Source organism: Limimaricola cinnabarinus, assembly GCF_002723615.1.
GTDB classification, from domain to species: Bacteria; Pseudomonadota; Alphaproteobacteria; order Rhodobacterales; family Rhodobacteraceae; genus Limimaricola; species Limimaricola cinnabarinus_B.
Map to the genome: position 1 here is coordinate 227684 of NZ_KZ304951.1, position 25814 is coordinate 253497.

General features: G+C 69.0%; 24 protein-coding genes. 11 read left to right on the top strand and 13 right to left on the bottom strand.

The genetic code is table 11. The annotated features are described in order from the left end of the window. Nucleotides 1-834 (top strand): DUF1206 domain-containing protein, encoded by an 834-nt coding sequence (locus CJ301_RS01085; protein ID WP_254050023.1) that lies wholly within the window; start codon nucleotides 1-3, stop codon nucleotides 832-834. Nucleotides 835-868: 34 nt separating this feature from the next. On the opposite strand, the gene CJ301_RS01090 is transcribed toward CJ301_RS01085, so the two are convergent. Beyond that, nucleotides 869-1474, bottom strand: coding sequence for a lytic transglycosylase domain-containing protein (locus tag CJ301_RS01090; protein ID WP_099273350.1), 606 nt, complete (start codon nucleotides 1472-1474; stop codon nucleotides 869-871). A 176-nt stretch (nucleotides 1475-1650) separates the two neighbouring features. On the opposite strand from CJ301_RS01090, the gene ssb reads away from it, so the two are divergent. After that, the gene (ssb, locus tag CJ301_RS01095; RefSeq protein ID WP_099273352.1) at nucleotides 1651-2151 is read left to right on the top strand and encodes a single-stranded DNA-binding protein; all 501 of its coding nucleotides are present in this window, start codon (nucleotides 1651-1653) and stop codon (nucleotides 2149-2151) included. Nucleotides 2152-2190: 39 nt separating this feature from the next. Here ssb and CJ301_RS01100 read toward each other — a convergent pair whose 3' ends face one another. Beyond that, on the bottom strand, nucleotides 2191-3315 hold the full coding sequence (locus CJ301_RS01100; protein WP_099273354.1) for an anhydro-N-acetylmuramic acid kinase: 1125 nt from the start codon (nucleotides 3313-3315) through the stop codon (nucleotides 2191-2193). Between the two features lie 63 nt (nucleotides 3316-3378). On the opposite strand from CJ301_RS01100, the gene tyrS reads away from it, so the two are divergent. Together tyrS and CJ301_RS01110 are read left to right on the top strand one after the other, a co-directional pair. Beyond that, nucleotides 3379-4629 (top strand): tyrosine--tRNA ligase, encoded by a 1251-nt coding sequence (gene tyrS, locus CJ301_RS01105; protein WP_099273356.1) that lies wholly within the window; start codon nucleotides 3379-3381, stop codon nucleotides 4627-4629. Between the two features lie 118 nt (nucleotides 4630-4747). Continuing rightward, complete coding sequence (locus CJ301_RS01110) at nucleotides 4748-5389, top strand: DUF998 domain-containing protein (RefSeq protein WP_099273358.1); 642 nt, start codon at nucleotides 4748-4750, stop codon at nucleotides 5387-5389. Here CJ301_RS01110 and CJ301_RS01115 read toward each other — a convergent pair. Continuing rightward, entirely contained in the window at nucleotides 5386-6372 is a 987-nt protein-coding gene (locus CJ301_RS01115; RefSeq protein ID WP_099273360.1) for a DUF3179 domain-containing protein, read from the bottom strand. The genes CJ301_RS01110 and CJ301_RS01115 overlap by 4 nt on opposite strands. Nucleotides 6373-6528: 156 nt before the next feature. Between CJ301_RS01115 and CJ301_RS01120 the strand changes: the two genes are divergently transcribed. The 3 genes from CJ301_RS01120 to eno are packed head-to-tail and all read left to right on the top strand — an operon-like array spanning nucleotide 6529 to nucleotide 9146. Beyond that, a complete protein-coding gene (locus CJ301_RS01120; RefSeq protein WP_099273362.1) occupies nucleotides 6529-6945 on the top strand; it encodes a Fur family transcriptional regulator in 417 nt (138 codons plus the stop codon). A gap of 1 nt (nucleotide 6946) precedes the next feature. Further along, nucleotides 6947-7837 carry a DMT family transporter gene (locus CJ301_RS01125; RefSeq protein ID WP_099273364.1) on the top strand — a complete coding sequence of 297 codons (891 nt, stop codon included), beginning with the start codon at nucleotides 6947-6949 and terminating at the stop codon, nucleotides 7835-7837. 31 nt (nucleotides 7838-7868) lie between these two features. After that, entirely contained in the window at nucleotides 7869-9146 is a 1278-nt protein-coding gene (gene eno, locus CJ301_RS01130; protein WP_099273366.1) for a phosphopyruvate hydratase, read from the top strand. 86 nt (nucleotides 9147-9232) lie between these two features. Here the strand turns inward: eno and CJ301_RS01135 are convergent, their stop codons facing one another. After that, nucleotides 9233-9706: a PRC-barrel domain-containing protein gene (locus CJ301_RS01135; RefSeq protein ID WP_099273368.1), complete on the bottom strand. Its 474-nt coding sequence runs from the start codon at nucleotides 9704-9706 to the stop codon at nucleotides 9233-9235. 137 nt (nucleotides 9707-9843) lie between these two features. Here CJ301_RS01135 and CJ301_RS01140 point away from each other — a divergent pair, with 137 nt between their 5' ends. Then, the gene (locus CJ301_RS01140; RefSeq protein WP_099273370.1) at nucleotides 9844-10065 is read left to right on the top strand and encodes a sulfurtransferase TusA family protein; all 222 of its coding nucleotides are present in this window, start codon (nucleotides 9844-9846) and stop codon (nucleotides 10063-10065) included. A 106-nt stretch (nucleotides 10066-10171) separates the two neighbouring features. Here CJ301_RS01140 and CJ301_RS01145 read toward each other — a convergent pair whose 3' ends face one another. From CJ301_RS01145 to purC, 6 genes are all read right to left on the bottom strand, one after another. After that, on the bottom strand, nucleotides 10172-12955 hold the full coding sequence (locus tag CJ301_RS01145) for an Rne/Rng family ribonuclease (protein WP_099273372.1): 2784 nt from the start codon (nucleotides 12953-12955) through the stop codon (nucleotides 10172-10174). A 428-nt stretch (nucleotides 12956-13383) separates the two neighbouring features. After that, entirely contained in the window at nucleotides 13384-14718 is a 1335-nt protein-coding gene (locus tag CJ301_RS01150) for a sigma-54-dependent transcriptional regulator (RefSeq protein ID WP_099273374.1), read from the bottom strand. A 9-nt stretch (nucleotides 14719-14727) separates the two neighbouring features. Continuing rightward, entirely contained in the window at nucleotides 14728-16476 is a 1749-nt protein-coding gene (locus CJ301_RS01155; protein ID WP_099273376.1) for a sensor histidine kinase, read from the bottom strand. Between the two features lie 80 nt (nucleotides 16477-16556). After that, the gene (gene purQ / locus CJ301_RS01160; protein WP_099273378.1) at nucleotides 16557-17225 is read right to left on the bottom strand and encodes a phosphoribosylformylglycinamidine synthase subunit PurQ; all 669 of its coding nucleotides are present in this window, start codon (nucleotides 17223-17225) and stop codon (nucleotides 16557-16559) included. 223 nt (nucleotides 17226-17448) lie between these two features. After that, nucleotides 17449-17688 (bottom strand): phosphoribosylformylglycinamidine synthase subunit PurS, encoded by a 240-nt coding sequence (gene purS, locus CJ301_RS01165; protein WP_099273380.1) that lies wholly within the window; start codon nucleotides 17686-17688, stop codon nucleotides 17449-17451. Nucleotides 17689-17745: 57 nt separating this feature from the next. Next, nucleotides 17746-18507 carry a phosphoribosylaminoimidazolesuccinocarboxamide synthase gene (gene purC, locus CJ301_RS01170; protein ID WP_099273382.1) on the bottom strand — a complete coding sequence of 254 codons (762 nt, stop codon included), beginning with the start codon at nucleotides 18505-18507 and terminating at the stop codon, nucleotides 17746-17748. Nucleotides 18508-18688: 181 nt separating this feature from the next. On the opposite strand from purC, the gene CJ301_RS01175 reads away from it, so the two are divergent. The 3 genes from CJ301_RS01175 to bmt all read left to right on the top strand — a co-directional run bounded on the left by CJ301_RS01175 (nucleotide 18689) and on the right by bmt (nucleotide 22124). Continuing rightward, on the top strand, nucleotides 18689-19003 hold the full coding sequence (locus CJ301_RS01175) for a DUF1476 domain-containing protein (protein ID WP_099273384.1): 315 nt from the start codon (nucleotides 18689-18691) through the stop codon (nucleotides 19001-19003). A 150-nt stretch (nucleotides 19004-19153) separates the two neighbouring features. Further along, nucleotides 19154-21148 carry a phosphatidylglycerol lysyltransferase domain-containing protein gene (locus tag CJ301_RS01180; protein ID WP_099273386.1) on the top strand — a complete coding sequence of 665 codons (1995 nt, stop codon included), beginning with the start codon at nucleotides 19154-19156 and terminating at the stop codon, nucleotides 21146-21148. Then, nucleotides 21111-22124, top strand: coding sequence for a betaine--homocysteine S-methyltransferase (gene bmt, locus CJ301_RS01185; RefSeq protein ID WP_099273388.1), 1014 nt, complete (start codon nucleotides 21111-21113; stop codon nucleotides 22122-22124). The genes CJ301_RS01180 and bmt overlap by 38 nt, the downstream gene beginning before the upstream one ends. 69 nt (nucleotides 22125-22193) lie before the next feature. On the opposite strand, the gene CJ301_RS01190 is transcribed toward bmt, so the two are convergent. The 3 genes from CJ301_RS01190 to CJ301_RS01200 form a co-directional block, all read right to left on the bottom strand. After that, nucleotides 22194-23663, bottom strand: a complete 1470-nt coding sequence (locus CJ301_RS01190; RefSeq protein WP_099273390.1) for a carboxypeptidase M32 — start codon at nucleotides 23661-23663, stop codon at nucleotides 22194-22196. After that, nucleotides 23663-24817, bottom strand: a complete 1155-nt coding sequence (gene ctaA, locus CJ301_RS01195; protein ID WP_099273393.1) for a heme A synthase — start codon at nucleotides 24815-24817, stop codon at nucleotides 23663-23665. The genes CJ301_RS01190 and ctaA overlap by 1 nt, the downstream gene beginning before the upstream one ends. A gap of 101 nt (nucleotides 24818-24918) precedes the next feature. Further along, on the bottom strand, nucleotides 24919-25662 hold the full coding sequence (locus CJ301_RS01200; protein ID WP_099273395.1) for an RNA methyltransferase: 744 nt from the start codon (nucleotides 25660-25662) through the stop codon (nucleotides 24919-24921). Nucleotides 25663-25814: the final 152 nt, after the last annotated feature.

The window sequence follows — 25814 nt, forward strand, 5'->3', positions numbered from 1 at the left end:
ATGACACAGCAAAATCTCCAATGGGCGGTCCCGGTCATGCGCGCGGGCTATGCCGGGCGCGGCCTCATCTACCTCGTGGTGGCGATCCTGTCGCTCCTCGCGATCTGGCGCGGCTCGACGCCAGGCGGCACCGGCGAGGCGATGGCCTCGCTCGAACGCGCGTGGTGGGGCATCGCGCTTCTGGCTCTGATCGCGCTTGGCCTCGCGGCTTACGGCATCTGGCGGCTCGTCGCGGCGTTTTGGGATCTCGAGGCCCATGGCAGCGAGGCCAAGGGCCTCGTGGCGCGGATCGGCCAGGTCGTCACCGGGCTCATCCATCTCGGCCTCGCGGCGACGGCGGCGGCGATCCTGATGCCCTCCTCCTCGGGCTCGGGCGGCGGCTCCAGCATCGACAACTGGACGGCCAGGATCATGCAGGCCCCCTTCGGCCAATGGATCGTCGGCATCGCCGGGGCGATCGGGCTGGGCGCCGGGGCCTATTACGTCTGGAAGGGCGTGTCGCACAAATACATGGATGATCTGCGCGCCAAGCCGCTGACGCTGAAGCTGCGCCCGGCGCTCACTCTCGGGCTCGTGGCCAATGGCGCGGTGATCGCCATTCTTGGCTTCCTGCTGATCTATGCCGCCTGGACGCTCAATCCCAGCGAGGCGGGCGGTCTGGCCGAGGCCTTCGACTGGCTGCGCGACAAGCCCTATGGCACGGTGCTGGTCACGGCGCTGGCGATCGGTCTTCTGGGCTTCTCGCTGTTTTGCTTCGTCAACGCGGCCTACCGGCTGATCCCCAAGCTCAAGACCGACGACGTCGAGACCATGGCGCGGCGTCTGGCCAACTGAGCCGGACCAGCGGGACCGGCGCACAGGCGCCGGTTCAATTCCCCAGGATCACCTTCACGTAATGCCGGGTTTCGGCATAGGGCGGAATGCCACCATATTTTGTCACCGCCCCCGGCCCAGCATTGTAGGCCGCCAGCGCCAGCCGCCAATCCTTGAAGCGGTCGAACTGCATCCGCAGGTAGCGCGCGCCGCCATCGAGGTTCTGGACCGGATCGCGCGGATCGACGCGCAGCTGCCGCGCCGTGCCCGGCATCAGCTGCGCGAGACCGAGCGCGCCGACCTTGCTGACGGCGCGGGCATTCCAGCCGCTCTCCTGCTGCACGAGGCGCAGGAACAGGTCTTCGGGAATGCGGTTCTTGCGGGCCGCCTGCCGCGCCAGATCGAGATAGGGGCCGGCATAACGCCCGCGAAAGGCCGGGGCGGGCGCGGCGGCGGCGCGCAGGGCCTCCGGCACTTCGGCGCGCGGCGGCTGCAACCGGTCGGAGCCCGCATATTGCGAAGCCGCGCGGCCATCGAGCACGCGCAGCTGCGAGCTGAACAGGCTCGGTGCCGAACTGCTCGACACCCGGTCGGCCAGCGCCGGTGCGCCGCAGGCAAGGCAGAGCGCCGCCGCGACGGCCCCTCGAAATCGTAGTGTCATTGCGTCCCTCCGTTCCGCCGCCTTGTGTGCCGCGCGGTGCGTTCGCTGATGCGACGCTAGCCGGGATCGTCGCGGAAAGGAATGCCGCGACGCGCCAATTCCGCTGTCATCGGACGGCCGCGCGGCATAGGGTCGGCACCTGAACACATGCGAGATTCGACAAGGCAGGAGGCGTTATGGCCGGTTCCGTTAACAAGGTGATCCTCATCGGCAATCTGGGTCGCGACCCCGAGGTCCGCACCTTCCAGAACGGCGGCAAGGTGGTGAACCTGCGCGTCGCCACCTCCGAAAACTGGAAGGACAAGAACACCGGAGAGCGCCGCGAGCGCACCGAGTGGCACTCGGTCGCGATCTTCAACGAGCCGCTGGGCCGGATCGCCGAGCAATATCTCAAGAAGGGCTCGACCGTCTATCTCGAGGGCCAGCTCGAGACCCGCAAATGGCAGGACCAGTCGGGCAATGACCGCTACTCCACCGAAGTCGTGCTGCGCCCCTTCACCGGCAATCTGACGCTGCTCGGCGGGCGTGGTGACGGCGGCGGTGGCGGCTATGGCGGCGACGACCGGGGCGGCTATGGCGGCGGTTCGGGCGGTTATGACGACCGCGGCGGCTATGGCGGCGGCAACCAGGGCGGTGGCGGCGGCAGCCGCGACATCGACGACGAGATCCCGTTCTGAGATCGCGCGCGCCGCCCCCCCGGGGCGGCGCGCTTCGTTTCAGCCCAGCGCCACGGCAAGCTCTCCGGGGCGGCTGAGCGTGCCGCCGCCCACCGCCGCGCGCACGCCCGTCGTGCCGGGCGCGGAGGTCGGCAGGCCGCGCGCGACGCGCACCGCCAGATGCGCGAAGGCCTGCGCCTCCATCATGTCGCCGTCGAGCCCCGCCTCCTCGACCGGCGCGACCGGGCAATCGACGCCCGCCGCGATCATCGCCATCAGCACCGGGTTGTGCCGCCCGCCCCCGGTCGCCAGCAGCCGCGCGGGCGGCGCGGGGCAGTGCTCCATTCCCCGCATCACCGCCGCCGCGGCGCAGGCGGTCAGCGTCGCCGCCGCATCGGCATCCGGCAAGGCCTCGACCTCGCGCGCCAGCGCGGCAAAGGCGTCGCGGTCGAGCGATTTGGGCGCCATGCGGTAGAAATGCGGATGTTCGAGAAAGCGCGCGACGACCGCGTCGTCGACCTCGCCCATGGCGGCCAGCGCGCCGCCCTCGTCGAGCGCCCGGCCAAGACGGCGCTGCACGAGGTCGTTGATCGGCGCATTGGCGGGCCCGGTGTCGAAGGCCAGCAGAGCGCCCTCGGCCTCGGGCTGGGCAAAGCCGGGATCGGCGAAGGTCAGGTTGCCCACCCCGCCGAGATTGAGAAAGGCGAGCGGCTCCGTGGCGGCAATGAACTTCGCCAGAGCGAAATGGTAGAACGGCGCCAGCGGCGCGCCCTCGCCGCCGAAGCGCACGTCGGAGCTTCGGAAATCCCAGACCACCGGCACGCCCAGCGCCTCGGCGAGGATCGCGCCCGACCCGGCCTGATGCGTGCCGCGCCCGCGCGGTTCATGCGCCAATGTCTGGCCGTGAAAGCCGATCAGCTCGACATCCTCGAAGCCCGACAGGATCTCGGCATGGGCGGTCTCGATCACCTCTGCCGCCGCCTCGACCGCCTCGCCCTCCCACAGGCCCAGCGCCGCGCGCAGCACCGCGCGCTCGGCCTCCGAATAGGGCCTGTAGGCGCTCTCGCCGAAGCCGAACACCGTCTCGCCATCGGTCTCGATCACCGCCGCGTCCACCCCGTCGAGCGAGGTGCCCGACATCGCGCCCAAGGCCCTGATCCTGTCGCCCGTCCCGATCCGCCGCATCGCGCTTTCCTTCGCCCCGGTTGAGGCCTATAGAGTGGCGCGACCAAGAGAGGGGCACAAGACATGACCTACCACCCCAAGAGCGACTTCATGTCCGTGATGATCGAGCGTGGCTATCTGGCCGACTGCACCGATTATCAGGGCCTGGACGAGGCGCTGTCGAAGGGGGTCGTGTCCGCCTATATCGGCTATGACGCCACCGCGGCGTCGCTGCATGTGGGCCATTTGCTCAACGTGATGATGCTGCGCTGGCTGCAGAAGACCGGCCACAAGCCGATCACCCTGATGGGCGGCGGCACCACCAAGGTGGGCGATCCCTCGTTCCGTTCGGACGAGCGCCCGCTTCTGGGGCCCGATCAGATCGCCTCGAACATCGACGGCATGCGGAAGGTCTTCGCGCGCTACCTCTCCTATGACGAGAGCGCGACCGGGGCGATGATGCTCGACAACGCCGAATGGCTCGACAATCTCAACTACCTCGAATTCCTGCGCGACATCGGGCGGCATTTCTCGGTCAACCGGATGCTGTCCTTCGAAAGCGTGAAATCGCGGATCGACCGCGAGCAGTCGCTCTCCTTCCTCGAATTCAACTACATGATCCTGCAGGCCTACGACTTCCTCGAGCTGAACCGCCGCTATGGCTGCGTGCTGCAGATGGGCGGCTCGGACCAGTGGGGCAACATCGTCAACGGCATCGATCTCACGCGCCGGGTGCTCGACCACGAGATCTTCGGCCTGACCTCGCCGCTCTTGACCACCTCGGATGGCCGCAAGATGGGCAAGTCGGCGGGTGGTGCCGTCTGGCTCAACGAGGAGATGCTGAGCCCGTACGAGTTCTGGCAGTTCTGGCGCAACACCACCGACGCCGACGTGGGCCGCTTCCTCAAGCTCTATACCGAGCTGCCCGTGGCGGAATGCGAGCGGCTGGGCGCGCTGTCGGGCTCGGAGATCAACGAGGGCAAGATCGTCCTTGCCGACGAGGTCACCGCGCTTCTGCACGGGCGCGAGGCCGCCGAGGCGGCCAAGGCCACGGCGCGCGAGGTGTTCGAGAAGGGCGGCGTGGGCGATGATCTGCCCAGCGTGACGCTTTCGGAGGACGAGATCGGCGGCGGCATCTCGGTGGTGCAGCTGATCGTGCGCGCCGGGCTGGCGGGTTCGGGCAAGGAAGCCAAGCGGCTGATCTCCGACAATGGCGCGAAGCTCAACGACGTGCCGCTGACCGATGCGGGGCTGGTGATCGACCGCGCCGCGCTGGCCGCGCCGATCAAGCTTTCGGCCGGCAAGAAGCGCCACGCGCTGGTGCGCCTGGGCTGAAAGCCCATAAGGGGGCGGCGCGGCTGCCCCCTGCCCGTTCCGTCGCGGCGTCACGCGGCTCCTGCCGGAACCCGCGCAATGTCCTGTCGTTGCCTCCCCATTCGTGAGGAGACATGCGATGAAGGATGCCGTCGGACAGCCCGTCGATGCGGAACGACCCTACCTGCTCCTGCTGCTCGCCGGGATCGGCGTCTTGGGCTGCCTGTCGATGATCGGCGGCACCATTGCCGCGCAGATCGTCGTGCCCGGCCATGACTGGATCGCCGACACGATCAGCGATCTGGGCGCAGGCGAATGGGAGATCATCATGGATGTGGCGCTCTACGGCTTTGCCGCGGGGCTCTTTGCCATGGCGCTGGCGGCGTCGCACGCGCATCTGGGCGGCATCGGCTGGTCGGCGGGGGTGATCTCGCTCGCCATCCTCGCGGCGCTGGTCGTCATGGTGGGAGCGCGCAACGAATACGGCGATGCCGACAGCGACGGCGTGGTGATCCACATCTACCTCGTCTACGGGCTGGGCCTTCTGTTCCTCGTCGCCCCCCTGGCCATGGCGGCGGGCTTCGGGCGGCATCATCCGGGCGCGCGCCGCGCGCTGATCGGGCTGGCCGTCGCATGGGCGGTCATGGCGCCCCTGTTCCTCATGGCCCCCACCACGATCGACGGCCTGGCCGAGCGGGTGCTCGGGCTGATCGCCATCGGCATGGTCGCGGTGATGACTTGGGTGTTCTGGCAGCGGGGCCGCGACGCGCGCCGCTTCTAGCCGCCGAGCATCCATTCCCCCTCGGGCCAGAAGGCGTGGAAGGCAAAGGCGAAGAGCACGTCATGCGGCACGTCGCGCCCCTCCGCGTCGCGCACCCGGACATTGCCCACATCGCGCCCCTCGGCCACGCGGCGCGCATCGAGCGCGCTGGCCTGCCCCGCCTCCCACGAGATCGTCACCCCCGCCTCGGTGACGCTCTCCTCTTCGCGCAGCCGCGAAAAGGGCCAGGCCCGCTCACCCACGCGCACCACCCGCATCAGGGGCGCGATGCCGTGCGGCGGCATCTCGCCCGAATAGAGGAAGGGCTTGGCCGAGCGGTCGTAGCTGACGTAAGGGTTGCGCCCGTAATCGCGGCTCCAGTCGGGCTCGTCCATGACGAGGCCGTCCGGGTAGGCCGCGCGGAACCTCTCCCAGCTGTCCATCCAGGCGGGCAGCAGATCGAGCTCCGCGCCCGTCATCTCTCCGACGATGCCGGTACCGGTGGCCTGCTGCCACCAGCTTTCGGTCTGCCGGTCATACATCACCATGTCGGAGGCGCGCAGCAGCCCCGAGACGCCGAAGGAGAGCGTGGCACCCGCCACCCTCCGGTCGAACACCATGCCCGAATTGCACAAGGGGCAATAGGTCACCGCCACCGGCACGCCGCCCGCCATGTCGTTGACGATCTCGTGCCACAGCAGGTAGCGGATCGGATAGGCCCGCGCCGCACCATCCGGCACGGGCCAGACCATCACCGGCTCCTGCGCTTCGAGCCGCGTCTCGGAGGCCGCCGGGATCATGCGCGGCGCGTCGATCGCGGGGATGCCGTCCTTGGGCGGGCCGCCCGACATGATCTCGGACCAGTCGGCGATGCTGGTCCGATCGAAATCGGTCTCGGGCCATTGCCCCTGCCAGCGCGCGGGCTGGGCCTGTGCCGCCCCCGCGACCGCTCCCGCGATCGCCATGGCGGCGAAGATGGCGGCGATGTTCGTGATGATGCGCATGTCGCGTCCTCCCTCCGCCCAGCCTGACCGCTCGGCCCGGCCCTGTCATCCGGCCTCACCGCAGTGTGACGCACAGCGAGCAGGCGTGTGCCGGACGGGTGGCGCCGGCGCACCGAACCGGCTAGACGAAGCGCAGCACAAGACACGGACCCGCCCATGCCCAAGACCATCCTGTCGCGCTGCGAGCAGAACGGCCTGCGCCTGACCGAGCAGCGCCGCGTGATCGCGCAGGTGCTGGAGGCGGCCGACGACCACCCCGACGTGGAGGAGCTGCACGCCCGCGCCGCCGCCGAGGATGCGCGCATCTCGCTCGCCACCGTCTACCGCACGGTGAAGCTGTTCGAGGAGGCGGGCATCCTTGAGAAGCACGAGTTCGGCGACGGGCGCGCGCGCTACGAGACCACCGACCGCGAGCATCACGACCACCTGATCGACATGCATTCGGGCCAGGTGATCGAGTTCGTCGACGCCGAGATCGAGGCGCTGCAGGAGCGGATCGCCGAGCGTCTGGGCTACAGGCTGATCGGGCATAGGCTGGAGCTTTACGGCGTGCCCACCAAGAAGGACGGCTGAGATGGAAAACCTGCGCGGCAGCCTGCTGATGGTGGCGGCGATGCTCGGCTTTGCGCTCGAGGACATGTTCATCAAGCTGCTGGCGGGGGCCTTGCCCGTCGGGCAGATCCTGATGCTGCTGGGCCTTGGCGGCGGGCTTGTCTTCACGCTGATGGCCCGCGCGCGGGGCGAGACGCTGTGGTCGCCCGACTTCCTGCAGCCCGCCGTGATCGCCCGCAACCTGGGCGAGGTGGTCGGAACGGGCGGCTTCATCATCGCCGTGGCGCTTTCGCCGCTCGCCACCGCCACCGCGATCGCGCAGTCGATCCCGCTTCTGGTGACCCTGGGTGCTGCGCTCTTCTTTGCCGAGCCGGTGGGCTGGCGCCGCTGGAGCGCGATCTGCGCGGGCCTCGTCGGCGTGCTGCTGGTGATCCGCCCGGGCGCCGAGGGTTTCACGCCGATGTCGCTCTTTGCGCTGGTAGGCGCGATCGGGCTCGCCGGGCGCGATCTCGCCTCGCGCCGGGTGCCGCGCGCGATCTCCTCGACCAAGCTGTCGGTCTATGCCTTTCTGGTCCTCGTGCCGGTGGGCTACGCCATGGTTCTCGTGGCGGGCGACAGCCTGGTCCGGCCCGGCCCGCCCCAGATGGCGATGCTGGCGGGCGGCGTGACGATCGGCGTCACCGCCTATTACATGCTCACCGCCGCGACCCGGATGGGCGAGGTGTCGGTGATCGCCCCCTACCGCTATACCCGGCTCATCTTCGCGCTGGTAATCGCCGTCTCGGTCTTCGGCGAGCGGCCCGACGCCCTCACCTATCTGGGCGCCACGATCATCGTCGGATCGGGCATCTACACGCTTTGGCGCGAAGCCCGGCTCAGGCGCGCTTCACGCCGGGTCACGCCCGCGTTATAGACCCTGCAAACCTTCCCATCAGGAGATTTCCATGAGCACGATCATCGACATTCACGCCCGCGAAATTCTCGACAGCCGGGGCAACCCGACGATCGAGGTGGACGTGATCCTCGAAGACGGCACGATGGGCCGCGCCGCCGTGCCCTCGGGCGCCTCGACCGGCGCCTATGAGGCGGTCGAAAAGCGCGACGGCGACAAGACCCGCTACATGGGTAAGGGCGTGCTCGAAGCGGTCGCCGCGGTGAACGGCGAGATCGCCGAGGCCATCCTCGGCATGGACGCGACCGAGCAGGTCGAGATCGACCAGACCATGATCGAGCTCGACGGCACCGACAACAAGGGCCGCTTGGGCGCCAACGCCATCCTCGGCGTCTCCATGGCCGTCGCCAAGGCCGCCTCCGAGGCCACCACGCAGCCGCTCTTCCGCTATGTCGGCGGCATGTCGGCCCGCGTCCTGCCCGTGCCGATGATGAACATCATCAATGGCGGCGAGCATGCCGACAACCCGATCGACATCCAGGAATTCATGATCATGCCGGTCTCCGCGACCAGCATCCGCGAAGCGGTGCGCATGGGCGCGGAGGTGTTCCATACCCTCAAGAAGGAGCTGTCGGCGGCGGGCATGTCCACCGGCTTGGGCGATGAGGGCGGCTTCGCGCCCGAACTGGGCGGCACCCGCGAGGCGCTCGACTTCATCCTGAAGTCGATCGAGAAGGCCGGCTACACCCCGGGCGAGGACATCTACCTCGCGCTCGATTGCGCCGCGACCGAGTATTACAAGGGCGGCAAGTACGAGATGAAGGGCGAGGGCAAGTCGCTCACCTCGGCCGAGAACGTCGCCTATCTGCAGGCGCTGGTGAACGACTACCCGATCATCTCGATCGAGGACGGCATGTCCGAGGATGACTGGGACGGCTGGAAGATGCTGACCGACGCCATCGGCGACCGCGTGCAGCTCGTGGGCGACGATCTCTTCGTCACCAACCCCGCCCGTCTCAAGGACGGGATCGAGAAGGGCTCGGCCAACTCGCTTCTGGTGAAGGTCAACCAGATCGGCACGCTGACCGAGACGATGCAGGCCGTGGAGATGGCGCAGCGCGCGCGCTTCACCTGCGTCATGTCGCACCGTTCGGGCGAGACCGAGGACGCGACCATCGCCGATCTCGCCGTCGCCACGAATTGCGGCCAGATCAAGACCGGCAGCCTCGCCCGCTCCGACCGGCTCGCCAAGTACAACCAGCTGATCCGCATCGAGGAAATGCTGGGCGAGACCGCGATCTATGCGGGCCGCTCGATCCTGCGCGGCTGAGATCACGCCCCGAACACGCGAAAGGCCGCGGCGCATGCCGCGGCCTTTTTACCTGGTCCGCTTTTTACCTGGTCCGAAGGCGTGGATCAGTCCCAGTAGCCGGTATCGGCCTCGGGCATCTGCTCCAGCATCTCTTGGCTCATGCGGGTCACGACCTCGTAATTGTCGATGCCGTAATCGCCGACGATGCGGACATCCTTGAAGTCGACGATCACCTCTTCGTCGCCGATATCGAGCCAGCCGCCGGTCTCGACCACGAGGCCGATCAGGCTGCCGTCGCGCGAGATGACGATATCCTCGATCTCGCCGATCTCTTCCCATTCGGTGTCGAATTCGCCATAGCCGTTCGGGTCGATCCAGGTGGCTTCATCGTATTCGGTGCCGATGCTATAGAGATCCTGGCCGATCAGGTTCTCGGCGCGCAGCGCGGTCTGGTAGCTTTCGGCGCTCAGCACGCCGCTGGTCGTCTCGAAGCTCTGCATATGCGTCTCGGCGCTCGCGGCACCGGCGGAAATGGCGAGTCCGAGGGTCAGGGCGGTGGAGGTCATCAGACGGGTCATGAAGGTCTCCTTGTCGTTTCATGTTGCGGACTCAACACCGCCTGCCCCGTACCGTTCCAAGCCCGGTAGTTTTTCCTGCCTCACATCTGTTTGAGAGCCGTTCCTCACCCTGTCTCACCCCATGGGAGCCCGATGGCATGACCACAAGATACGACGCGCGCGGCCTGATCTGCCCGCTGCCCGTGCTCAGGGCGCGCAAGCTGCTCGGCGCGATGGCGCCCGGCGAGCTGCTCGAAATCGAGACCGACGATCCGGTGGCGCGGATCGATCTTCCGCATTTCTGCCTGGAGGCCGGTCATGCCCATCTCGGGATCGTCGAGGAGGGCGAAACGCAGCTGCACCGCATCCGGCGCGGCTGACGGAAAGAAACATAGGGTTTCGTTCCGTCCCCTCCCGCTTCCCCTGACATGAAGAAGGCCGGGCAGGTTTCCCTGCCCGGCCTTTCATCCTTGCATGAGCGCGGCGTCAGCGACCGACCGACCACCAGCCGCGGCGGCGCGGCTTCTTGTCGGCTTCATCGGCCTCTTCGCCATCGGCGGCCACCGTCTCGCGCGGGGTGTCCTCCGGCGCGGGCGACTGGCGCGTTTCGGCGACGGTCTCGGCCACCTGCTCGGCCACCTGCGGCATCACCTCGGGCGTCTCGGCCGCCGGGCTCTCCTCCGGCTTGTCACCCGCCTGCGCCTCGGCGGCACCGGCCGCGGCGGTCTCGGCCTCGGCCGGGACCGGGGCGGTCGCGGCGACCTCCTCGGGCTTGGGCTCGGCCTTCTTGCGCCGGGTGCGCTTGGGCTTGGGCGCGGCTTCGGCCTCGCCTTCGGGCGCGGGCGTCTCGGCCTTCTTGCGACGGGTGCGCTTGGGCTTGGGCGCTTCCTCGGCCACCGGCTCGGCGGCTTGCGTCGTCTCGGCGGCGGCCTCCTTCGCCGGTTCCGCCGCGGGCGCTTCGGCCGTCTCGGCAGGCGTCTCGGCCTTCTTGCGGGTCCGGGTGCGGGTCCGCTTGGGCTTGGCCTCGGCCTCGGGCGCGGCCTCTGCCGCCGCCTCCTGCGGCACGGCTTCGGCCTGAACCGCGCCGCTCTGCGCCGCTTCGGGCTGGGCCGTCTCGGCCTGCGCCTCCACGGGCTCGGCTGCGGGTGTCGCTTCGGGCTGAGCCTGCGGCGCGGTCTCGGCGCCGGACTCGTCGCTCTCGCCCTCGTCGTCGCGGCTCTCATCGCCCTGCGCCTCATGGCCTTCGCCATTGCCGCCCCGACGCCGCCGACGCCGACGCCGCTTCTTGCGCGGACGCTCGTCATCCTCGCCGCCTTCGGAGGTCTCGGCATGGCCGGTGGCGGCGGTCTCCGTCGCCTCTTCCGCGCTGTCGTCCTCGTCTTCTTCGATCTCGGCATCGGCCGCGAAGTCGTATTCCGCGTCGAGCGCCTCCATCAGCTCGGCCGAGGAGACGACCGGCGCGGCCTCGGGCACGGCGCGGGTTGCGGTCTTGAACTTCTCGACCACGAAATCGGGCGAGACCAGCGCCGCATCCCCCTCGACCCGCACCGCCATGCCGTAGCGCTGCTCGATCGCGGCGACATGCTCGCGCTTGAAGTTCATCAGGAAGTTCATGATCGCATGCGGCACGCGGACCAGAACCTCCTTGGTGCGGCCGCGCACGCCCTCTTCCTCGAGCTGGCGCAGGATCGCCAGCGCCACGTTCTCGTCCGAGCGCAGAAGGCCGGTGCCGTGGCAGTGCGGGCAAGGCTGGGTCGTCGCCTCGATCATGCCGGGGCGCAGGCGCTGGCGGCTCATCTCCATCAGGCCGAAGCCCGAGATGCGGCCGACCTGGATCCGGGCGCGGTCGGTCTTGAGCTTGTCCTTGAAGCGCTTTTCGACGGCGGTGTTGTTGCGCCGCTCATCCATGTCGATGAAGTCGATCACGATCAGACCGGCCAGATCGCGCAGGCGCAGCTGGCGCGCCACCTCGTCGGCGGCTTCGAGATTGGTCTTGAGCGCGGTCTGCTCGATCGAGCCTTCCTTGGTGGCGCGGCCCGAGTTCACGTCGATGGCGACCAGCGCCTCGGTCACGCCGATCACGATGTAGCCGCCCGAGGGCAGCTGCACGGTCGGGTTGAACATGCCGGCGAGGTAGCTCTCGACCTGGTAGCGCGCGAAGAGCGGCAGGCTGTCGGTGTAGGGCTTCACGTTGCGGGCATGCGACGGCATGATCATCTTCATGAAGTCGCGCGCGGTGCGGAAGCCGTCGACGCCCTCGACGATCACCTCGTCGATCTCCTTGGAATAGAGATCGCGGATCGACCGCTTGATGAGGTCGCCCTCCTCGTAGATCTTGGCGGGCGCGATGGATTTCAGCGTCAGCTCGCGGATCTGCTCCCACATGCGCTGCAGGTATTCGTAGTCGCGCTTGATCTCGGACTTGGTGCGCTGCGAGCCCGCGGTGCGGATGATCAGCCCCGCGCCCTCGGGCACGTCCATCTCGGAGGCGATCTCCTTGAGCTTCTTGCGATCGGCGGCGTTGGTGATCTTGCGGGAGATGCCGCCACCGCGCGCGGTGTTGGGCATCAGCACGCAGTAGCGCCCGGCGAGCGAGAGATAGGTGGTCAGCGCAGCCCCCTTGTTGCCGCGCTCTTCCTTGACGACCTGAACCAGCATGATCTGCCGGACCTTGATCACCTCCTGGATCTTGTAGCGCTTGGGCCGCGGCTTGCGGGCCGGGCGCACGTCTTCGCTGTCGTCCTCGTCGGCGACGCTTTCGATGCTCTCGTCCTTGGCGCTGGCGTCGTCGCCCTCGTCCTCGGTTTCGCCGTCGGCCTCGCCGTCATCGGTGGCCACGGCGTCGGTGTTGGCCTCCGACGCGCTGCGGCGCGAACGGCTGCGGCGGCGGCGCGGGCGGTCGCCCTCCTCGCCATCCTCCTCGTCCTCCGCCTCGTCGCTTCTGGAGGAGGCGGCCTCGGCCTCGGCCTTCAGGCTCTCGGCATAGGCCTTTTCCTCGGCCAGCAGCGCCTCGCGGTCGGCGACGGGGATCTGGTAGTAATCCGGGTGGATCTCGGAAAAGGCGAGAAAGCCGTGCCGGTTGCCGCCGTAATCGACGAAGGCCGCCTGCAGCGACGGCTCTACCCGCGTGACCTTGGCGAGGTAGATGTTGCCGGCGAGCTGACGGCGGCTCTGGCTTTCGAAGTCGAATTCCTCGACCTTGTTTCCGTCACAGACCACGACGCGGGTTTCCTCCGCATGCGTGGCGTCGATAAGCATTTTCTTTGCCATAATATCCATTCGCATGGCACGCCGGGCGGCGCCCCCGTGGGGGCGTGGCCTGCGCGCTCATGTCCGATTGTGGCGATGACGCGGGCATCGGCCTGCCTGCGGCCCCTCGGGGCCGTCACTGGCTCGCCTGCATGCTGCGCGCGTTGCATCGCGGTTCTTCCTTGGCCCCCGGGGGGCCCGTTCATGCCCGGCGGCCATCCGAGGAGCGGGCCGGTCGGGGTCAGGTCAACGGCCCCTCTCGGAGCCGGTCTCGTCCGCCGCCGGTGCCGGGCAAACCCGTCGCAAAGGTGGCGGAAAATCCGTCCGGGCCACCGCGCGATGCGCAGGCCCGTTCCGACCTTCATAGCGGCACTTGTCCACATGACACAATGACGAATGTGAAAGGCCGCCCCGAGGGGCGGCCCGTCATGCGTCCAATGCCATGAAAATCAGAGATAATCGGAGCGCTGCAGCCCGTATTTGGCCATCTTCTCGTTGAGCGTCCGGCGCGGCAGGCACAGCTCGTCCATCACCGCCACGATCGAGCCCTTGTGGCGGCGCATGGTGTTGTCGATCAGCATCCGCTCGAAGGCCTCGACGAACTCCTTGAGCGGCTTGCCCTCGGTGGTCATCGCCTGATCGCTCTGCTCGTCGCCATCGGTCATCAGGAGCGAGGCGATCGAGCCCGAGCCGCGCCGGTTCTGCAAGACCGCGCGCTCGGCCACGTTGATCAGCTGGCGCACATTGCCGGGCCAAGGCGCCTGCAGAAGCTGCGCCGCCTCCTGGGCGCTGACCTCGGGCGCATCGCAGCCATATTCGTCGGCGAACTGCTCGGAGAGCCGGGTGAAGAGCGACAGGATGTCCTCGCCGCGCTGGCGCAGCGGCGGCACGACGATCCTGAGCGCCGCGAGCCGGTAGTAGAGATCGGGGCGCAGCACGCCCTCGCAGGTCTTGCCCTCGTCCTGCAGGTTGCAGATCGCGGTGATGCGGGTCTCGGACGGCATGCCCTGGTCGTTGATCGCCGTCAGCAGCCGCGCCTGCAGCGCGCTCGACAGCGCCTCGATGTCCTCGAGCACCAGCGTGCCGCCGCGCGCCTCCTCCAGCGCCGGGATCGGCTCGTCCTCGCCCGCGGGGCCAAAGAGCCGCGCGGCGAGCCGCTCCTCGTCATAGGCCGAGCAGGAGACCAGCACGAACTTCTTCGAGGCGCGCGCCCCCACCGCGTGCAGCGCATGGGCCACCAGCGTCTTGCCGGTGCCGGTCTCGCCCTCGATCAGCACATGGCCATCGGCCTGGCCGAGATCGAGGATGTCCTCCTTGAGGCGCTCCATCACCGGCGAGGAGCCGATCAGCTTGTTCATCAGCGCCGAGCCGTCCGACAGCTCGCGCCTGAGCGCGCGGTTGTCGAGCACGAGGCGGCGCGCATTGCTGGCCTTCTTGGCCAGATCGGTCATGCGGTCCGGGTTGAACGGCTTTTCGAGAAAGTCGAAGGCGCCGATCCGCATCGCCTCCACCGCCATCGGCACGTCGCCATGGCCGGTGATCATGATGACGGGCAGCGAGCTGTCGACGCTCTTGAGCTTGCGCAGAAGCTGCATCCCGTCCATGCCGGGCATGCGGATGTCGCTCACCACGATGCCCGGATAATCGGCCGTGAGCCCCTTGAGCGCCTCCTCGGCGCTGGCGAAGCTCTCGGTGTCGAACCCCGACAGCGCCAGCCACTGGCTGATCGACTGGCGCATGTCCTTTTCGTCATCGACGATGGCGACCTTCATGGTCTTGCTCATGTGAGCCCCCTATTCCGCCGCAGCCATACCTTCTTCCAAGATAGGCAGTTGCACTTCGAAAACAGCCCCACCGCCGGATGCGTTCCGTGCGGTCAGCCGTCCGCCGAGATCGTTGACGATCCCCGAGGAGATCGCGAGCCCGAGGCCGACGCCGTCGCCGGGCTGCTTGGTGGTGTAGAACGGTTCGAACAGCGCATCGAGATCCTCGATGCCCGGGCCGTTGTCATGCACGGTGAGCACCACGGCCTCGTCGACCGTGAGCGTGATGTCGATCCGCGGATCGCGCACGCCCTTGGTGGCGTCGAGCGCGTTGCGCAGAAGGTTGATGATCACCTGCTCGAAGCGCAGCCTGTCGCCCAGGATCATCGCCGGGCCGGGCGGCAGCGTGCGGTTGATCGCGACCGAGCGGGTCTTGAGCTGCGGCTCCATCATGGCGAGCGCCGAGGAGAGGGCCGCGCGCGCATCCACCGGCTCGAAGGCCTGATTGCCCTTGCGCGCATAGGATTTGAGCTGGCGGGTGATCGCGCCCATCCGGTCGATCAGGTCGTCGATCCGCTGAAACGACGACAGCGCCTCCTCGGCGCGGCGGCGCTGCAGCAGGAGCCGCGCGCCCGCCAGATAGGTCTTCATCGCCGCCAAAGGCTGGTTCAGCTCGTGGCTGACGGAGGCCGACATCTCGCCCAGAACCGCGAGCTTGGAGCTTTGCGCGATGGTCTGCTCGGCGCTCTCCAGGTTGCGCTCGACCTGCTGGCGCTGCGCGATCTCGCGCTGCAGCCGCATGTTGAGCCGCCGGAGCTGATCGCTTTCGCGGCGCACCAGCAAGAGCCGCGAGGCGGATTTGCGCGAGCTGATCCAGAAGGTCAGCGCCAGCAGCATGGCAAAGCCCATGATCTCGAGCGCCAGAACGCCGTTCACCCGCTCGCGCACCGAGGAATAGGCGGTGAAGGTGACCATCTTCCAGCCCTGGAACGGCACCCGCATCTCGCGCCGCATCACCGCCTCGCCGCGCAGATAGGCGTCGATCGGCAGCGCGGTCCAGTCGGTGGCGAGAAAGGCCCGCTCGATCGCCGAGGGCGCGCTTTGCCGCTCCAGCGCCTCGCTCTCGGGCAGGCCGCGCCAGCGCGGCTCGGTCGACAGGATGATCTCGCCTTCGCTGTTGGTGACCAGCACCGCGTCCGAGGTGCCGGCCCAGCTGCGTTCCAGCTTGGCCAGATCGACCTCGACCGAGATCACCCCCAGCCCGGCCCCGTTGGCGTCGATCTTGCGCGAATAGAGAAAGGAATAGCCGCCCGTGGGCTGCTGGAAGATGGTGAAGACGGTGGAATTGGCGCGCATCGCATCGACGAAATAGGGCGCGCCGCGATGGGTCTCGCCCAGCCGGTTGCGATCGGTCGCCGCCACGATGCGCCCGTCGCGGTCGTAAAGCACGAGGCTCGCCGCGCCGATCTCGTCGACGAAGGAGAGCAGCCGCTGGGTCGAGCGCGAGAAATCCGAAGAAGAGAGCGCGCCGATCAGCTCGGGGTCGCGCGCCAGAAGCTGCGGCACGATGGAGTTGCGCTGCAGCTCGGAGATCAGGTTGCCGACATAAAGCGTCAGCCGGACCTCGGCGCGGTTGCGCGTGGCCTCGGTGAAGCGCTCGGTCAGAAGCACGTTGGTGACCCAGATCACCGCGATCGCGGCAAGGCAGAACAGGGCCAGCGCGATGCGCGGGCCCCAGCTGCGCCGCGGGCGGGGCGGTCTGGAGGCGTGGGTCGACATGCGCAGGGTTTACGCGCCCCCGCCCGGCACGGCAAGCCGGAGGCCGATCACGCCGCGATCACGCGAAGGCGCAGCCAGGCTCAGGCCGCGACCAGCGCGCCCACCAGCCCGTCGAACAGCCCGCGCCCGTCGGTGCCGCCATGGCCCGCATCCACCGCCCGCTCGGGATGCGGCATCATGCCGAGCACGCGGCGGTTCTCGGACAGCACGCCCGCGATGTCGCCGGTCGAGCCGTTGGGGTTGTCGCCATAGGTGAAGGCGATCCGGTCCTCGGCGCGCAGCCGCTCCAGCGTCGGGGCGTCGACGAAGTAATTGCCATCATGATGCGCCACCGGGATCTGCAACTCGGCGCCCTTGGCGTAGCCGCGGGTGAAATCGCTCTCGGCGGTGGCGACGGTGAGCGGCACGGTCCTGCACACGAAGCGGATGCCGGCATTGCGCATCAGCGCGCCGGGCAGCAGCCCGGTTTCGGTCAGCACCTGAAAGCCGTTGCACACGCCGAGCGCGTAGCCGCCCTTGTGGACGTGGTCGATCACCGCGCGGCAGACCGGCGATTGCGCGGCGATGGCGCCGCAGCGCAGGTAATCGCCGAAGGAGAACCCGCCCGGCACGGCGACGAGATCGACCCCGCGCGGCAGGCCGGCATCCTTGTGCCAGACCATTTCGACATCCGCGCCCGCCGCGCGCAGGGCGACGGCCATGTCGCGGTCGCAGTTGGAACCGGGAAAGACGATGACGGCTGCCTTCATGGCGAACCTCCTTCAGGATCAGCGGCCGCGCCGCGAAAGGGGTATTCCGGGCCGGGGCACGGGCTGCCCCGCCGGGGGGAACAGGTCGGCGGTGGCGCCCTCCCCTGCAACCACCGCCGCATCGCTCCCGGTGCTCAAGACCCTCGTGAAAGGACCGAGCGGCGCCCGAAAGCGAAACCTGCGCCAAAGATGCGAACGCCGCCCCGAGAGGCGGCGCACGACCTCAGCTCAGGTCGATCTTGTAGCTTTCGATCACCGTGTTGGCGAGAAGTTTCTCGCACATCTCGGTCACTTGCGCCTCGGCGGCGGCCGCATCCTCGCCCGCGAGGTCGAGTTCGATCACCTTGCCCTGGCGGACACCCTCGACACCGTCGAAGCCCAGCGCGCCCAGCGCGTGGCGGATCGCCTCGCCCTGCGGGTCGAGGACTCCGGTCTTCAGCATCACCTGCACGCGAGCCTTCATGCGCGCCGCTCCTTCTACTTTCGGTCTGTCTCGTCGCTCCGGCCCTGGCCGGCGCGGTCAGTTGATCAGCGTCGGCCGGGGCCGGTGAGTCACGTTGGAGGGCAGGACGCCAAGGCGGCGGGCCACCTCGGTATAGGCATCCGTGAGGCTGCCCAGATCCTTGCGGAACACGTCCTTGTCGAGCTTCTGGCCGGTCTCGATGTCCCACAGCCGGCAGCTGTCGGGCGAGATCTCGTCGGCCACGACGAGGCGCTGGAAGTCATTGTCCCAGACCCGGCCGATCTCGATCTTGAAATCGATGAGCTTGATGCCGACGCCGTGCATGACGCCAGACATGAAGTCGTTGACCCGCAGCGCCAGCGCCACGATGTCGTCGAGATCCTGCTGGGAGGCCCAGCCGAAGGCGATGATGTATTCCTCGGGCACCAGCGGATCGCCGAGCTTGTCGTCCTTGTAGGAGAACTCGATGATCGGGCGCGGCAGCGGCGCGCCCTCCTCCATGCCGAGCCGGCGGGCCATGGAGCCGGCGGCGAAATTGCGCACGATCACCTCGAGCGGAATGATTTCCACCTGGCGAATCAACTGCTCGCGCATGTTGAGCCGCTTGATGAAATGCGTCGGCACGCCGATCGCCTGCAGCCCGGTCATGAAGAACTCGGACAGGCGGTTGTTGAGCACGCCCTTGCCCTCGATCACCGCGCGCTTCTCGGCGTTGTTGGCGGTCGCGTCATCCTTGAAATATTGCACGAGCGTGCCGGGCTCGGGGCCTTCATACAGGATCTTCGCCTTGCCCTCGTAAATCTTCTTGCGACGTGCCATGCGGTCTCCAAGGGGTTCATGCGCCCAACCCCCCGGATGTCGGGGCGACGCAACGTTTCCGTGACGGGAAAGCTGCGCGGCGCGGCCTCGGGGGCCTCATAGTCCAAGGCCCCCTTGCGGGCAAGGTGCAGCAGGACGTATCCTGCAAGCCCTAGGACGAGAGCGTGGAAAGGCAAGTCACATGACCACCTTCGATGAGAGAGAGCGCGCTTTCGAGGCAAAGTTCGCGCATGACGCGGAAATGAAATTCCGCGCCGAGGCCCGGCGCAACCGGATGCTCGGCTTCTGGGCCGCGGGACTCTTGGGCAAGGAAGGCGACGAGGCCGCCGCCTATACCCGCGAGGTCATCAAGGCCGAGTTCCAGGAGGCGGGCGAGGACGACGTGTTCCGCAAGCTGCGCCGCGACACCGGCCACCTGCTCAGCGACGAGGAGATCCGCGACAAGATGGCCGAGTTCACCGCGCTGGCCAAGGCCGAGCTGGTCGAAGAGAACTGACCGGGCCGCCTGCCTTGCCCCCGGCGCGCCTCCCGGGGCGCGGGCCTTGCCGTCATACCGCATCGTAAACCCGTTTTTCATCCCCCTGCCCGAAACTGCCCGTCGCATCGCCGCGGCAGAACCCCGGCCCTCTGACCTGGAGCCGTCGCCATGCCCGCACCCTCGCCCGAGCCCGCCGCGCGCGGCGCCCGGACACTGCCCTTCACCCTCGGCCAGACCGTGCTTCGGCTGCTGCCGCTGCTGGCGCTCGGGCTCGGGGCGCTGCTGCTGGCCCGGCGCTGCGAAAGCATCGATTTCGGCGCGGTCTGGCCCGCGCTGCTGGCGCTGCCGCCGCTGCAATGGATCGGCGCGCTGGCCTGCACCGGGCTGAGCCTCTGGGCGCTGGGGCAATACGACGTGGTGCTGCACCGCGCCATGGGCACCGGCATCGCGCCGGGCCGGGCGCGGGCCGCGGGGATGCGCGCCATGGCCATCGCCCAGACCGTGGGCTTCGGCAGCATCACCGGCGCGCTGGTGCGCTGGCGCTGCCTGCCCGAATGCGACCTGTGGACCGCGACGCGGCTGTCGCTGTGGGTTTCGGCCTCCTTCATGGGGGCGCTCGCCATGCTGGCGGGGCTGTCGCTCCTGCTGCTCGACGGGCACAGCGCGCTGGCCGCCCTGCTGGCGATCGCGCTCATCGCCGGGGTGTCGCGGATCACCCGCCTGCCGGGCCTGCCGCAGATGCGCGCCGGCACCCTGCCACGGCTGATGCTCTGGACCGCGATCGACACCATCGCCGCTGGCGCGGTGCTGTGGCTGCTGCTGCCCGCCGGGGTCGAGGTTCCGGCGACCACGGTGATCTTTGCCTATCTCGCGGCGCTGGGCGCGGGGCTGGCGAGCCAGAGCCCCGGCGGCGTCGGGGCCTTCGAGCTGTGCCTGCTGGCGCTGCTGCCGCAGCTGCCCGAGGCCGAGCTGCTCGCGGCGATCATCGGCTACCGCGTCGTCTACCACGCAGGACCGGCGCTCATCGCGCTGCTGGCGCTGATCCGCCCCATGGCGCCCGAGGCCCGGCCCGGTCTCGTCGTCGCCGAGGGCGCGGCGCGGCACCGGGCGCTGGCGCAGGCGCCGCAGGCCGAATGGGGCCTCGTCTGGCAGGGCGCGCGGATCCTGCTCACCCCCGACCATGAAAGCGGCTGGCTGGTGCGCCGCGCCGGCGGCACGCTGGCGGCGATCGGCACGCCGCTGGGCCGCCCCGATTTCGGCGCGCTGCGCGCCCATGCCAGCCGGCTCGGCCTGACGCCCGCGCTCTACAAATGCGGCCCGCGCGAGGCGCTGCGCGCCCGCGCCGCGGGCTGGGCGGTGGAGCGCATCGCCACCGAAGCCGTGATCGACACCGCCCGCTGGAGCCTCGACCGCCCCGCCTGCCGCAGCCTGCGCCGCAAGCTGAAATCCGCGGCCAAGGCCGGGGTGACGATCGAGTGCGCGCCGCAGATCCTGCCGCTCGACGAGATGGCGCGGATCCATGCCGACTGGGCGGCGCGTTCGGGCGGCGAGCGCGGCTTTTCGATGGGCCGCTACTGCCCCGAGCTGCTGATGCACCAGCACGTGGTGCTGGCGCGGCGCGAGGGCGAGCTCGTCGCCTTCGCGAGCTTTCACCAGGGCCGGGGCGACTGGACGCTCGATCTCATGCGCCAGACCGCCGCCGCCCCCGACGGCACGATGATGGCGCTCGTGCTTTCGGCGATCGAGGCGGCGCGCGCGGCGCAGGTGCCGGTGGTGTCGCTCGCGGCGCTGCCGAAGCTGCCCGGCTGGATGCCCGCCGCTTTGCGCGCCCGGATCGCCGCGCGGCCGGGCTGCGCCGGGCTCGAACAGTTCAAGCGCGGCTTCGGCCCCGGCTGGCGGCCGCTCTACGCCGCGGCACCCGGGCGCGCAGGCCTGACGCGCGCCGCGATCGAGATCGCGCGCGCCGTGCATGATCCCGCGCCGCTCGGCGCCGAGCCGCCCATCCCCGACATTGAACTCGGGGCCGCTCTTGTGCAGAAGGGCGGCGCTACCGCCCGGCGGCCGCTCCGGCTTCCGGTCCTTCGCGGCGCCGCGCCGCGCCTCACCGAGCAGACAGGCCCCGCCAATGACAGATGCACTCTCCCGACTTCTCGAAACCCGTGACTGGCTTCTTGCCGACGGTGCGACGGGGACCAACCTGTTCAACATGGGGCTGAGCTCGGGCGATGCGCCCGAACTTTGGAACGTCACCGAGCAGGACAAGATCCGCGCGCTCTATGCCGGGGCCGTCGATGCGGGCTCGGACCTGTTTCTGACCAACAGCTTTGGCGGCAACGCCTCGCGGCTCAAGCTGCACCAGGCGCAGGACCGGGTGTTCGAGCTCAACAAGGCCGCCGCCGAGCTGGGCCGGGAGATCGCCGACAAGGCGGATCGCCCGGTGATCGTCGCGGGTTCGGTCGGGCCGACGGGCGACATCATGGCGCCGATGGGCGAGCTCACCCACGAAGTCGCGGTCGAGATGTTCCACGAGCAGGCCGAGGGGCTCAAGGCCGGTGGCGCCGACGTGCTCTGGGTCGAGACGATCTCGGCCGCGGAGGAATTCCGCGCCGCCGCCGAGGCCTTCGGCAAGGCGGGGATGCCGTGGTGCGGCACGATGAGCTTCGACACGGCGGGCCGCACCATGATGGGGCTGACCTCGGCCGACATGGTCAAGATGGTCGGCAAGCTCGACCACGCGCCGCTCGCCTTCGGCGCCAATTGCGGCACCGGGGCCTCGGACCTGTTGCGCACCGTGCTGGGCTTTACCGCCGCGGGCACCGAGGCGCCGGTCATCGCCAAGGGCAATGCCGGCATCCCGAAATACCAGGACGGGCATATCCACTATGACGGCACGCCCGCGCTGATGGCCGATTACGCCTGCCTCGCCCGCGATGCGGGCGCGACGATCATCGGCGGCTGCTGCGGCACCATGCCCGAACATCTGCGCGCCATGCGCGAGGCTCTGGAGACGCGGGCCCCGGGCGAGCGCCCGACGCTGGAGCAGATCGTCGAGGCGCTGGGCGGGTTTTCCTCGGCCTCCGACGGCACCGACGGCGCGGGGCCGACGCGCGCCGCGCGGCGCGGACGCCGCCGGGGCTGAGCCTCTTTCCGAAACGAAAAAGCCCCGCGACCGAAAGGACGCGGGGCTTTTTCATGCATGGCTGACCGATCAGAGATCGTAAAGCGTGCCGAACTTGGCTTCGAGATAGTCGAGCAGCGGCGCCTCGGAGGGGGCAAAGCCGCAAGCGGCCTGAACCGTTTCGCGCGGGCCGCGCAGCGCGCCGTGGCGCTGGACATTCTCGCGCAGCCAGCCGGTCGCGCCCGACAGATCGCCGCGCGCCAACTCGTCGTCGAGCCCGGGCCGCGCCTTGCGCAGCGCCTCGTGCAGGCAGCCCGCATAGACATTGCCGAGGCTGTAGGTCGGAAAATAGCCCATCAGCCCCACCGACCAATGCACGTCCTGCAGGCAGCCATTCGAGGGCCGGTCGACGGCAAAGCCGAAATCGGCGGCGAAGCGGTCGTTCCACGCCGCTTCCAGATCCTCCACGGCCAGATCGCCCGAGATCAGCGCGCGTTCGAGATCGAAGCGCATCAGCACATGCAGGTTGTACTGCACCTCGTCCGATTCGGTGCGGATGTAGCCGTCGCTGACGCGGTTGACGGCGCGCGCGAACTCCATGGGATCGGTGATGCCGATATCGCCGAAAGCATCGCGCATCCGGCCCAGCAGCCAACCCGCGAAGGCCGGGCTGCGGGCGAGCTGGTTCTCGTAGATCCGGCTTTGGCTTTCATGCACGCCCATCGACACGCCGCGCCCGATCGGGGTCAGCAGGTAATCGGGATCGACGTTCTGCTCGTAGCTCGCATGGCCGACCTCGTGGATGGTCGAATAGAGGCAGTTGAACGGATCGGCGGGATCGGTGCGGGTGGTCACGCGCACATCGTTGCCCGAGCCCGAGCAGAAGGGATGCACGGCCTTGTCGATCCGCCCGCGCGCCATGTCGTAGCCGAAGATTTCGGCCAGTTCGCGCGTCAGCGCCAGCTGCGCGGCCTCGTCGAACTTGCCCGATAGCGCCTCGGGCTGCGGCCTTTCGCGGATCGCCTCGCGCAAGGAGACGAGCCGCGGGCGCAGCGCGCCGAACATCGCGTCGAGCTCGGCGGCCTTGGCGCCCGGCTCGTAATCATCGAGCAGCGCGTCATAGACGTCGCCGCCCCCGGCCAGCGCCTGCCCCTCCTCCTGCCTGAGCGCCACGACGCGCGCCAGCGTCGGCAGGAAGGCCGCGACATCCTCGTCGGCGCGGGCCTGCGCCCATGTGCCCTGCGCCACGGAGGTCACGCGCGCGATCTCGGCGGCGAGGCTGGCGGGCACCTTGTTCGCGCGCGCGTAGGCGCGGCGGATTTCGCGCAGATTGGCGGCGGCGACGTCATCCGGGGCCTCCGCCCGCTCCAGCCAGTCGCCGATGCGCGGATCGGTGCGGCGGGCATGCAGCACGCCCTCCATCGCAGCACTTTCCTCGCCACGCTGGGCCGCCGCGCCGCGCGGCATCATCGTCTCCTGATCCCAGCCGAGACGGCCCGCCACCTGCGCCAGCGCCTCGGTTTCGCGCGCATGCGCCATCAGATCGTCGTAAGCGGTCATCAGCGGATCTTCCTGAGCGATTGGATGTAGGGGTAGCGGGCGAGGAAGCGGGCGCGCAGGATCAGCACCCACAACAGCACCGCGCCGAGCTGGTGGGTGATCGCGGCGTGCCAGGGCGCGGCGTAGAGCGCGGTGACGATGCCCAGGCCCATCTGCACCACGAGCATCGCCAGCACGGCGTTGACCGCGAAGCGGGTCGAGGGATGCGGCGAGCGGCTGCCGCGCAGCCAGACGACCACGCCGAGGATCAGGAGCAGGTAGCCGGCCATGCGGTGGATGAACTGCACCAGCCCCGCATCCTCGAAGAAGTTGCGCCAGAGCGGTTCGAGCTGGAACGGGTCGGGCGGAAAGAAGCCGTCGCCCATCAGAGGCCAGGTCGGAAAGGCCCTTCCTGCGTCGATGCCGGCGACCAGCGCGCCGAGGATGATCTGCAAGAAGCCCAGATGCATGAGCCCGGTCATGCCGCCCCAGAGCTTGCGCTCGGCCGAGCGGCGGGCCTGCAACAGGTCCACCTCGCGGCGCTTCAGCCGCAGGATGTACCACGTGATCAGCCCGAGGATCGCGAAGGCGAGGCCGAGATGGGTGGCAAGGCGGTAGGAGGCGACGGTGCTCATCCCCTCCTGCAGACCGCTATGGACCATCCACCAGCCGACCGCACCCTGCAGCCCGATCAGCGCGCCGAGGCCGAGGAACCGGCTCGACCAGCCCGGCGGCACGCGGCGCGCGATGGCAAAGCCCGCGAAGCCCAGCGCCCAGACGAGACCGATGGTCCGCCCGAGCTGCCGATGCCCCCATTCCCACCAGAAGATCGGCTTGAACTCGGCAAGCGTCATGCCCTTGTTCAACAGCTCGTATTGCGGGCTGGCCTTGTAATTGGCGAATTCGACATCCCAATCCTCGGCCGAAAGCGGCGGCACCGCGCCCGAGACCGGGTTCCACTCGGTGATCGACAGCCCGCTGTCGGTCAGCCGGGTCATGCCGCCGACGACGACGATGGCCACGACCAGCGCAAAGAGGATGCCGAGCCAGATCCGCAGGCCGCGCCGCGCATCGGCGCGGCCGCGGTCGATGCCGCCGGGCGTGGCGACGGATCTCTGGCTCGTGCCCACCTCCTCGAAGATGGAGCGGGGCTTCTTTTCCGCCTGTTTCGCCATGTCTGGGCCTCCGGTCTGATCGGCGCGCAGCCTAGGCGTGCGGCCTGCGGGCGACAACACCCGCCAATGCAAGGGCTTGGAACCTGTGAAGGGCTAGGCCTTCAACCGCGCTCCTTCCAGCGGACCATCTGTCGCATCACCCCGTGCAGCGTCTGCACGTCCGAACGGGTGAGCGGCATCCGGCTCCACAGGTTGCGCATGGTCTGCTTCATGTGGGCGGCCTTGTGCTCGGGGAAATAGAACCCCGCCTCGTCGAGCCGCTCCTCGTAATGCTCGGCCAGCTTCTCGACCTCATGCGCCTGCGCCCATTCGGCCCCCGCCATCTCGATCCGGCGGTCCTCGACCGCGCCGCTGGCGCGGCGCCATTCATAGGCCATGAGCAGCACGCATTGCCCGAGGTTGAGCGAGGCGAAGTCCGGGTTCACCGGCACCGAGACGATGGCATTGGCGCGCGCGATGTCGTCATTCTCCATGCCCGCGCGCTCGGGCCCGAACATCACGGCGACCTTCTGGCCCTGGCTGATCCGCTCGGCGGCGTCGCGCATCGCGGCCTCGGGCGTCATCACCTCCTTGGTGAGTCCGCGCGGCCGCGCCGTGGTGGCGTAGACGAAGGTGCAGTCGGAGACGGCTTCGGCCGTGCCTTCGGCCAGCACCGCCTCGTCCAGAAGCCGCCCCGCGCCCGAGGCCAGCGCCACGGCGCGCTCTTGCGGCCAGCCATCGCGCGGGGCGACGACGCGCATCCGATCGAGGCCGAAATTCCACATCGCGCGCGCGGCCGCGCCGATGTTCTCGCCCATCTGCGGGCGGATCAGGACGAAGGCGGGTTGCGGCGTGTGCTCGGTCATGGGGGTCCCGGGGGCTGGTCGGAAGGATGCGCGGCGGTGTAGCCCCCGGGGGCCGCGATAACAAGAAGCCGCGCGCATCCGCGACGATGGCGCGGCGGGGGCGCGGCGGGGGCGCGGCCCGCCGAATCCCCCGCCTGCGACGTAGCCAAGCG

Bases quoted from the DNA above. Each gene is read 5' to 3' on its own strand.
- CJ301_RS01085 (WP_254050023.1), top strand. From the start codon at position 1: ATGACACAGCAAAATCTCCAATGGGCGGTCCCGGTCATGCGCGCGGGC.
- CJ301_RS01090 (WP_099273350.1), bottom strand. From the start codon at position 1,474: ATGACACTACGATTTCGAGGGGCCGTCGCGGCGGCGCTCTGCCTTGCC.
- ssb (WP_099273352.1), top strand. From the start codon at position 1,651: ATGGCCGGTTCCGTTAACAAGGTGATCCTCATCGGCAATCTGGGTCGC.
- CJ301_RS01100 (WP_099273354.1), bottom strand. From the start codon at position 3,315: ATGCGGCGGATCGGGACGGGCGACAGGATCAGGGCCTTGGGCGCGATG.
- tyrS (WP_099273356.1), top strand. From the start codon at position 3,379: ATGACCTACCACCCCAAGAGCGACTTCATGTCCGTGATGATCGAGCGT.
- CJ301_RS01110 (WP_099273358.1), top strand. From the start codon at position 4,748: ATGAAGGATGCCGTCGGACAGCCCGTCGATGCGGAACGACCCTACCTG.
- CJ301_RS01115 (WP_099273360.1), bottom strand. From the start codon at position 6,372: ATGCGCATCATCACGAACATCGCCGCCATCTTCGCCGCCATGGCGATC.
- CJ301_RS01120 (WP_099273362.1), top strand. From the start codon at position 6,529: ATGCCCAAGACCATCCTGTCGCGCTGCGAGCAGAACGGCCTGCGCCTG.
- CJ301_RS01125 (WP_099273364.1), top strand. From the start codon at position 6,947: ATGGAAAACCTGCGCGGCAGCCTGCTGATGGTGGCGGCGATGCTCGGC.
- eno (WP_099273366.1), top strand. From the start codon at position 7,869: ATGAGCACGATCATCGACATTCACGCCCGCGAAATTCTCGACAGCCGG.
- CJ301_RS01135 (WP_099273368.1), bottom strand. From the start codon at position 9,706: ATGACCCGTCTGATGACCTCCACCGCCCTGACCCTCGGACTCGCCATT.
- CJ301_RS01140 (WP_099273370.1), top strand. From the start codon at position 9,844: ATGACCACAAGATACGACGCGCGCGGCCTGATCTGCCCGCTGCCCGTG.
- CJ301_RS01145 (WP_099273372.1), bottom strand. From the start codon at position 12,955: ATGGCAAAGAAAATGCTTATCGACGCCACGCATGCGGAGGAAACCCGC.
- CJ301_RS01150 (WP_099273374.1), bottom strand. From the start codon at position 14,718: ATGAGCAAGACCATGAAGGTCGCCATCGTCGATGACGAAAAGGACATG.
- CJ301_RS01155 (WP_099273376.1), bottom strand. From the start codon at position 16,476: ATGTCGACCCACGCCTCCAGACCGCCCCGCCCGCGGCGCAGCTGGGGC.
- purQ (WP_099273378.1), bottom strand. From the start codon at position 17,225: ATGAAGGCAGCCGTCATCGTCTTTCCCGGTTCCAACTGCGACCGCGAC.
- purS (WP_099273380.1), bottom strand. From the start codon at position 17,688: ATGAAGGCTCGCGTGCAGGTGATGCTGAAGACCGGAGTCCTCGACCCG.
- purC (WP_099273382.1), bottom strand. From the start codon at position 18,507: ATGGCACGTCGCAAGAAGATTTACGAGGGCAAGGCGAAGATCCTGTAT.
- CJ301_RS01175 (WP_099273384.1), top strand. From the start codon at position 18,689: ATGACCACCTTCGATGAGAGAGAGCGCGCTTTCGAGGCAAAGTTCGCG.
- CJ301_RS01180 (WP_099273386.1), top strand. From the start codon at position 19,154: ATGCCCGCACCCTCGCCCGAGCCCGCCGCGCGCGGCGCCCGGACACTG.
- bmt (WP_099273388.1), top strand. From the start codon at position 21,111: ATGACAGATGCACTCTCCCGACTTCTCGAAACCCGTGACTGGCTTCTT.
- CJ301_RS01190 (WP_099273390.1), bottom strand. From the start codon at position 23,663: ATGACCGCTTACGACGATCTGATGGCGCATGCGCGCGAAACCGAGGCG.
- ctaA (WP_099273393.1), bottom strand. From the start codon at position 24,817: ATGGCGAAACAGGCGGAAAAGAAGCCCCGCTCCATCTTCGAGGAGGTG.
- CJ301_RS01200 (WP_099273395.1), bottom strand. From the start codon at position 25,662: ATGACCGAGCACACGCCGCAACCCGCCTTCGTCCTGATCCGCCCGCAG.